Origin of the sequence: Roseovarius sp., assembly GCF_018066915.1 — a bacterium.
Lineage (GTDB): Bacteria > Pseudomonadota > Alphaproteobacteria > Rhodobacterales > Rhodobacteraceae > Roseovarius.
Window position 1 is genome coordinate 1 of record NZ_JAGPVV010000012.1, and the last position, 8,170, is coordinate 8,170.

Sequence of the window (8,170 nt, forward strand, 5' to 3'; positions counted from 1 at the left end):
AAGATTGAGAGGGGCCAGCACCGCAGAGGCAGAAATCCAGAGCAACAACCCCCCGCCCCAGCCCACCAATGCGCGCCACAGATGCAGGCTGTCGATCAGACGACCCTGCGCGCCAAAGAGCGTGGCCCCGGTGGTGGTGAAACTCGAGACCATTTCGAAATAGGCGTTGAGAAAACTCGTGTTCCGCACGCCTTCGTAGAAGGGAATGGCCAGAAACACCGGCAAGAGCACATAGGCCAGCAAGAGTGACATCAGGTTTTGCGTGTCGCTCATCCGTTGATCGGACCGCCCCGACAGCGCCAGCCCGATGATGATCACCAGCGCAAGTCCGATGGTGCCGGAAAAGGCAAAAGCCTTGCCCACGCCGCTATAGCCGCGCAGGCCCGCGTCAATCGCCGGCAGATACATCATCACAGCGGCAATCCCGGCGAGGATCAGGATGAGCGGGAATGTCAGCAGCCGGGCGATCATCGGGTCAGAAAAAGTCGATCGAGACCTGCAACAGCTGTTCGACCGCCGCCACATCCGCCGCCATTGCAAAGATCACGATCACATCGCCCGCCTCGACCCGGAGACCGCCTGCGGGTTTGTGTATCTTGCCACCCTTGCGCACGGCCCCGACCAGCACGCCCTCGGGAAAGTCGATATCGCGGATCGCCGCCCCGGCCAGAGAAGAGGTCGACATCACCTCGGCCTCGATCACCTCGCCTTCGGCATCGCCGATGGAATAGACGCCGCGCACCTTGCCGTGACGGATGTGGCGCAGGATCGAGCTGACGGTGGTGGCACGCGGGTTGATATAGGCGTCGATGCCCAAAGGTTCGAGCAGCGGCACCATCGTCGGATCGTTGATGAGTGCCACGGCAAAGGGGCAGCCTTCGGATTTGGCGCGCACGGCGGCGAGCATGTTGGTCTTGTCGTCGTCGGTCACGACCAGCACCGCATCGGCACGGGAAATCCCCGCCTCGGCCAGCAGCGCCGAATTGAGCCCGTCACCGTTGAGAACGATAGTCCGTTCCAGCGCATCCGCCGCGCGTTCCGCCTGTGCGCGGCTCTTTTCGATCACTTTGGCACGGATGCGGCCACCGGGCCGTTTTTCAAGCGCCTGCGCCACGGCAAGCCCGACATTGCCGCCGCCGATGATGACCACCCGCTCTTGCTTTTTCTGCGACTTGCCAAACACTTCGAGCGTGCGCGGCACATCTTCGATGGGCGCAAAGAGATAACACTCGTCCCCGGCAAAGAGTTGATCCCCCGCCTCGGGCGCAAAGAGCCGCCCCTCGCGTCGCACCGCCAGAACCACCACCCGCAGGGTCGAGAAAAGATCGCTCAGTTGCCGCAGCGGCGTGTTGAGCACCGGGCAATCCTCTTCCAGCCGGATGCCCATGAGCTGCGCCTGCCCGCTCATGAAAAGCTCTGTGTCAAAGGACGCGGGCGAGGCCAGCCGTTGCAGCGCCGCTTGCGCCACCTCGCGTTCAGGGCTGATCACGACGTCGATGGGCATGTGATCGCGGCGGTATAGGTCCGAATAGATCGCGTCGAGATAGGATTGGCTGCGCAGGCGCGCGATCTTGCGGCTGATGCCAAAGACCGAATGCGCCACCTGGCAGGTGACCATGTTGACCTCGTCCGAATAGGTCGCGGCAATGATCATGTCGGCGTCCCGTGCCCCGGCCCGGTCCAGCACATCGGGATAAGAGGCAAAGCCGGTGATCCCCTGCACGTCAAGCGTGTCAGTGGCCCGACGCACCAGATCGGGATTGTTGTCCACGACCGTGACGTCGTTGCGCTCTCCCGACAGATGCCGCGCGATCTGCCAGCCCACCTGACCGGCGCCGCAGATGATGACCTTCATCGTCCTTGCCTCATCCTGACTGAACCTGCTGCATGACAGATGCCCCCTGCCCGGTCAATTGCGTTCTGGGTCAAGGGTGCGCGGCGGGCACCGCATGATCGAGCCAATCAAGGATACGCGCCATGTCCGGGGTGAGCGCCTCGGCCACACCCCCGGAAAAGGCGTCAAGATGCGGCGCGTTGAGCCGGTTCGCCCCCACGAGCACCGGCACGTCCCGGCTCAGGGCCTCGGCAATGAGCGTGCGAAAGCCGCGCCCCTCGGCCTCGTGCTTGCCGAATTTGTTGATGATCACCAGATCGCAGCCCTCGGACAGCCGCGCCTCGGCGGCGGCCACCGCCAATTCGAGCGCGGACGGGTCCAGCCGACAGCCACGCGCGCCCCGCCCCAGGCTTTGCGAGATGCGGATCACCGGCCCGTCGGGCAGCACCTCGACATCCATGTCGCAGGGCCTGTCATCCCCGCAATTGGTGTTGACCTGCACCGTGCCACAGAGGCGCAGGCCCCGCGCCCGCGCCGCGCGCGCCACATCATGCAGCAAGAGATCGGTTTCCCCGCGCCCCTCTGCAATGATATAGGCGATGCGCATGGCCCGGCGCGCCCTTCAAGCGGTCAGGCGGCTGATGACCACCGTCACCTCGGGCCGCTTGCCGATTTCGGTCTGCGTGCTCTGCCGCGCGATGCGGCGCAGCCCCTCTTCCAGCTTGTCATCGTCGGTCAGGGTCTTGGCCCCGGCCCGGCCCATGAACTGCGACAGGTCTTCTTCCAGCACATCGACCAAGGGCGCGTTGGAGCGCCCGGTTTCCGCCAGACCCATGACCTCGACCCACGGATCGCCCAAGGGCTCATCGTCTTCGTCGAGGATGACGTTGACCATGACATGCCCGTTCAGCGCCATGCGGATACGGTCGCGCACCACGCCGTCCATCGCGCCAACCTGCACCGATCCATCCAGATAGGTGCGGCCGGTCTCGACATATTCAACCACTTTGGGCGCATTGCCGCTGAGGTCGATCATCATGCCGTTGACCGCCAGCACACCCTTGAGCCGGTTGGCATTGGCCAGCTTGACATGCTCGCGCAGATGCCGGTGCTCGCCGTGCATGGGGATCACCATCTGCGGCTTGATCAGCTTGTGCATCTCGTCGAGATCGGGGCGGTTGGCATGGCCCGACACGTGATAGCGGTCATCGCCCTCGATCACATCCACGCCCATTTCGGAGAATTGGTTGATGATGCGGATCACGCCGCGCTCATTGCCGGGGATCGTCTTGGAGGAGAAGAGGAACGTATCGCCATCCTTGAGGGTGATGCCGTTGTATTTGCCATTGGCCAGTTGCGCACTGGCCGCGCGCCGCTCGCCCTGAGAGCCGGTGACAATCAGCATCAGGCTGTCGCGCGGGACAGACCCGGCCTCTTCGGGGCTGATGGTCTTGGGAAAGCCCTTGAGCACGCCGGTTTCCTGCGCCGCCTCGATCATCCGCTGCATGGCGCGGCCCATCAGACAGACCGAGCGCCCGGCTCGCACGCCCGCCTCGGCCAGCGATTTCACGCGGGCGACGTTGCTGGCAAAGGTGGTGCAGACGAAGAGCCCCTTGGAGGCCGCGACCAGATCGGTGATCGGCCCGCCCACGGTGCTCTCGGAGCGGCCTTCGTGATGGCTGAAGACATTGGTGGAATCGCAGACCAGCGCCTTGACGCCCGGCTCGGACAGGCTGGCCCAGAGATCGCGGTCAAACGGTTCGCCGACCACCGGGTTGAGGTCGATCTTGAAATCGCCGGTATGCACGATCCGCCCACCGGCGCTGTCGATCACCAGACCGGAACTTTCGGGGATGGAATGCGAGATCGGCACAAAGCCCACGGTGAACGGCCCCGCCTTGACGGTGGCAGGCCAGGTCGAGGCGATGTTGACCGCCTTTTCGGGGTTGCCATGTTCCTGCATCTTGCGGCGGGCGATGTTGGCGGTAAAGGCACGGGCATGGATCGGCGCACCAAGCCGCGCATAGTAATGCGCCACGGCGCCCACGTGATCCTCATGGGCGTGGGTGATGAAAATCGCCTCCAACTGCCCTTTGCGCGCCTCGAGCCACGAGATGTCGGGCAGGATCAGATCAACCCCCGGCGTGCCGTCCATGTCCGGAAAGGTCACGCCCAGATCGACGAGGATCAGACGTTCCTTGCCGGGTTTGCCATAGCCATAGACATAGGCATTCATGCCAATTTCGCCCGCCCCACCGAGGGGCAGGTAGATAAGTCGGTCGCTGCTCATGGGGCGTCAGCCCTCCTTGTTATACGCGTCAATCACGGTCAGACCGTGCATCGTCAGATTGTCCTCGAACATGTCGAACACGTCCGTGCCTTGCTGGAAGAGAGGTGCCAGCCCACCCGTTGCGATCACCTTCATGGTGCGGCCACGCTCGGCCTTTATCCGTTCACATAGCCCATTGATCAGCCCGACATAACCCCAGAATACGCCCGACTGCATGCAATCGACGGTATTCGTGCCGATCACCCGTTCGGGTTTGGTCACGTCGATATGCGGCAGGGCCGCTGCTGCTTCATGTAGAGCCTGCAGCGAGAGATTCACGCCCGGCGCGATCACCCCGCCGATATACGCCCCATCGCTGTCCACCACGTCAAAGGTGGTGGCGGTGCCGAAATCCACCACGATGAGGTCGCCGCCATAGAGATCAAACCCCGCGACCGTGTTGACCAGCCGGTCAGGGCCGACCTGCGTGCCCGCGTCCACCCGCACATCGACCGGCAGGCGGCACTCGGGCTTGCCCACCACCAGCGGGCGGCAGTTGAAATAGCGGTCCGAAAAGACCCGCAGATTGAACACCACCCGCGGCACGGTCGAGGAGATGATGACCCCGGTGATATCGGCCTTGATGCCATGGTGATGCAGCAAGGTCTTGAACCAGACGAAATACTGATCGGCGGTGCGTTGATGATCCGTGGCGGTGCGCAGGGTGCAGAGGAATTTCTGCCCATCCCAGATGGAAAACACTGTGTTGGTATTGCCGCAATCAATCGCCAAGAGCATACGCCCGGTCCCTTTCCGTCAAAAGAACACCTCGGCGGCGGCAATCGCCTGTCGCCCTTGGGCGGTCAATAGAACAAGATTGCCCGCCTCGTCCACTGTCTCGAACCGGCCCTCGTAGACCTCGCGCGTCGTGCGGGCGGTGATGACCTCGCCCAACCGCGCCGCCCGTGCCAGCCATGCGGTGCGGATGGGGGCAAAGCCGTAGGTTACGAACTGCGCCTCTGCCCGCGCATAGGCCGGGGCCAAGAGGGCCAGAAACGCCTCGGGGTCTATCACAATCCCGGTCTCGGACAGGAGGGAAACGGGGCGCAGCGCGCCCGGTTCGACCTCGGACACCTCGGGCGCGCTGTGCAGGTTCACCCCGATGCCGATGGCAAAATGACTGAGGCTCCCGCCTGCGCCGGCACTCTCGAGCAATATTCCCGCCAGCTTGCCACCGTTCAGAAGCACATCGTTGGGCCATTTGAGGGCAAAGACCTCGGCCCGGCCTGTCGCCGCAACCAGCGCATCAAAGAGCGCCAGCGACGCCACGAAAGACCGCAGCGCCACGCGGTCCGGGCTCTCGGTCGGGCGCATCACGAGGGTGGCCGCGAAATTGCCCGCCGGATTGGCCCAAGCCCGCCCCCGCCGTCCGCGCGCTGCGGTCTGCTGATGCGCCAGTATCCACTCGGGTCCCGCCAGATGCGGCGCGATGCGTGCCGCCTCGGCATTGGTGCTGTCCACCGACGCCAGCACGCGGCGGCCATAGCCCAGAGGCCAGTCCGATCCCTGATCCATTTTCTTCTTGCTCCAAATATCCAAAAACGCGCGCGGCCTCAGTCCCACCAAGGGCCATGGTGCAGACCCGCGCGCCCCAACCGCTCGAATCCGTGACGCCCGAACATGTCGCGCTGTGCCTGAATGATATTGGCGCTGCCATGGCCCAACCGCATGCTGTCATACCACGCCAGCCCGGCAGAAAGCGCCGGCACCGGGTGCCCGCCATGCACCGCGCCACAGACCACCTGTCGCAGCGCCGGGATACAGCGCGCCAGCGTCTGCGCAATCTCGGGAGCGAGGATCAACGCGCCCTGCGGCAGGTCCCGATCGAAGGCCGCCGCGATGTCATCCAGGAGGGCAGAGCGAATGATGCACCCCGCCCGCCAGATGCGGGCGATGGTGGCGAGGTCCAGCGCCCAGCCATAGTCCTCTGATGCCGTCGCGAGAATCCGAAAACCCTGCGCATAGGCCAGCACGCGCGCGGCCAGAAACGCCTCGGCCAGAACCTCGGGCGTGTCGTCGAACGCCCCCACCGCCCCGCCCAGGATTGTCTCGGCCCGCTGCCGCGTGTCCTTTTCCGAGGACCAGCCCCGCGCGCCCACCGCCGCCTCGATCATGCTGGCGGATTGCCCCAGACGCAGCGCCTCGATCACGGTCCAGCGCCCGGTGCCCTTTTGCCCCGCCGCGTCCTTGATCACATCGACCATCGGATGCCCGGTCTCGGGGTCGGTATAGGTCAAGAGCCGGGCCGTGATCTCGACCAGATAGGATCTGAGCGGTCCCCGGTCCCAAGTGGCAAAGAGCGCGCCGATCTCGGAGGGCGGCAGGGCCGCGCCATTGCGCAGGAGACTGTAGATTTCGGCAATGACCTGCATATCGGCATATTCGATGCCATTGTGCACCGTCTTGACGAAATGCCCCGCCCCATCCGGTCCCAGATGCGCCACGCAGGGCGTGCCCTCATAGCGCGCGGCAATCGCCGTCAGGATCGGTGCCAGTTGCGCCCAGCTATGCGCACTTCCGCCCAGCATCATCGAGGGTCCGTGCCGCGCGCCCGCCTCGCCGCCCGAAACGCCCAAGCCCACGAAATGCAGATCGCGTTCGGCCAAGAGCGCGACACGGCGGCGGGTATCGTGGAAATCGGCATTGCCCCCGTCGATCACGGTATCACCGGGGCTGAGCAGCGGCGTGATCTCGGCCAGCATGGCATCCATCGGCGCGCCCGACGGGATCATGAAGAGGATGACGCGGGGCGTGTTCAACGCCGAGACAAACGCCTCAAGCCGCTCGTGCGGGTGCAGACGCGCCGCGAGATCGCCCGCCTCTTGAAGGAAGGGCGCAATCCAGTCCACCTCGCGATTGGTCACAGCCACGTCAAAGCCGTGTTCCGCGATGTTCAGCGCCAAGGCGCTGCCCATGGTGCCCAGCCCATAGATGCCGATCTGCGCCATGCGTCCCCCTGCTATCGCTAACAGCCTGAGGACAGGCTAAGCGCTTTGACGCGGAGATTGCAAGCGCGCAGCACGCGAACGCGGCGCGTTCAGACCCCGAGACACCAGCGCATCACGGCCTTTTGCGCGTGCAGGCGGTTTTCGGCCTCGTCGAAAATGACCGATTGCGGGCCGTCCATCACCTCGGACGTGACCTCTTCGCCGCGATGCGCGGGCAGGCAATGCATGAAGAGTGCGTCGGGTTTGGCCGCCGCCATCAGCTTGTCGTTGACCTGATAGGGCCGCAGCATGTTGTGACGCCGCTCTTTGGTGGATTGGCTGTCATGCATGCTGACCCAGGTATCGGTGACGATCAGATCGGCCCCGTCCACCGCCTTGAACGGATCGCGTTCGATGGTGATCGTGCTGCCCGCCTTGCGCGCCAATCCGATGAACTCGGGCTCCGGGTCAAGCTGCATCGGGCCGGTAAAGGTCAGGTCAAAGCCGAATTGCCCGGCGGCATGCAGCAGGGAGGCGCAGACATTGTTGCCATCCCCTGACCACACCACCTTCTTGCCCTTGATCGGGCCGCGATGTTCCTCGTAGGTCAGAATGTCGGCCATGATCTGACAGGGGTGGGTGCGGTCGGTGAGGCCATTGATCACCGGCACATCGGCATGTTCCGCCATTTCCAAGAGCACGGATTCGTCGAAGGTGCGGATCATGATCAGATCGACATAGCGGCTCATGACGCGGGCGGTGTCGCCGATGGTCTCGCCATGCCCCAACTGCATGTCGGCGCCCGAGAGCACCATGGTCTGCCCCCCCATCTGCCGCACGCCCATGTCAAAGGACACGCGGGTGCGCGTCGAGGGTTTTTCAAAGATGAGCGCCACCATGCGCCCTGCCAGCGGCTGTTCGTCATCCGGCGTGCCGCGCGGGCGGCCCTGCCGCGCCTCTTTCATGTGGCGGGCCTGATCAATCATCGCCCGCAGGTCGGTTTCAGAGGTTTTGTGGATATCAAGGAAATGGGTCATGGTCGTATCGCTTTGCGAGGGGGGGGTCCGGGGGGGGGGGGGG

7 protein-coding genes and 1 pseudogene are annotated in these 8,170 nt (G+C 64.4%); all 8 read right to left on the minus strand.

Translation table 11 applies throughout. From position 1 onward, the window contains the following. Positions 1–471: pseudogene (locus tag KBT70_RS00540) on the minus strand (TrkH family potassium uptake protein); the annotation flags it as partial. 4 nt (positions 472–475) lie between these two features. Further along, positions 476–1,855: a Trk system potassium transporter TrkA gene (gene trkA / locus KBT70_RS00545; protein ID WP_296627521.1), complete on the minus strand. Its 1,380-nt coding sequence runs from the start codon at positions 1,853–1,855 to the stop codon at positions 476–478. A gap of 70 nt (positions 1,856–1,925) precedes the next feature. Continuing rightward, on the minus strand, positions 1,926–2,441 hold the full coding sequence (locus tag KBT70_RS00550; RefSeq protein WP_296627524.1) for a DUF2478 domain-containing protein: 516 nt from the start codon (positions 2,439–2,441) through the stop codon (positions 1,926–1,928). Between the two features lie 15 nt (positions 2,442–2,456). Then, positions 2,457–4,124, minus strand: a complete 1,668-nt coding sequence (locus tag KBT70_RS00555; RefSeq protein ID WP_296627526.1) for a ribonuclease J — start codon at positions 4,122–4,124, stop codon at positions 2,457–2,459. Between the two features lie 6 nt (positions 4,125–4,130). Further along, on the minus strand, positions 4,131–4,901 hold the full coding sequence (locus KBT70_RS00560; protein ID WP_296627528.1) for a type III pantothenate kinase: 771 nt from the start codon (positions 4,899–4,901) through the stop codon (positions 4,131–4,133). Positions 4,902–4,919: 18 nt separating this feature from the next. Further along, positions 4,920–5,678, minus strand: a complete 759-nt coding sequence (locus KBT70_RS00565; RefSeq protein ID WP_296627531.1) for a biotin--[acetyl-CoA-carboxylase] ligase — start codon at positions 5,676–5,678, stop codon at positions 4,920–4,922. 38 nt (positions 5,679–5,716) lie between these two features. Beyond that, the gene (gndA, locus tag KBT70_RS00570; RefSeq protein ID WP_296627533.1) at positions 5,717–7,111 is read right to left on the minus strand and encodes an NADP-dependent phosphogluconate dehydrogenase; all 1,395 of its coding nucleotides are present in this window, start codon (positions 7,109–7,111) and stop codon (positions 5,717–5,719) included. Between the two features lie 89 nt (positions 7,112–7,200). After that, the gene (gene argF / locus KBT70_RS00575) at positions 7,201–8,127 is read right to left on the minus strand and encodes an ornithine carbamoyltransferase (RefSeq protein WP_296627536.1); all 927 of its coding nucleotides are present in this window, start codon (positions 8,125–8,127) and stop codon (positions 7,201–7,203) included. Positions 8,128–8,170 lie beyond the last annotated feature (43 nt).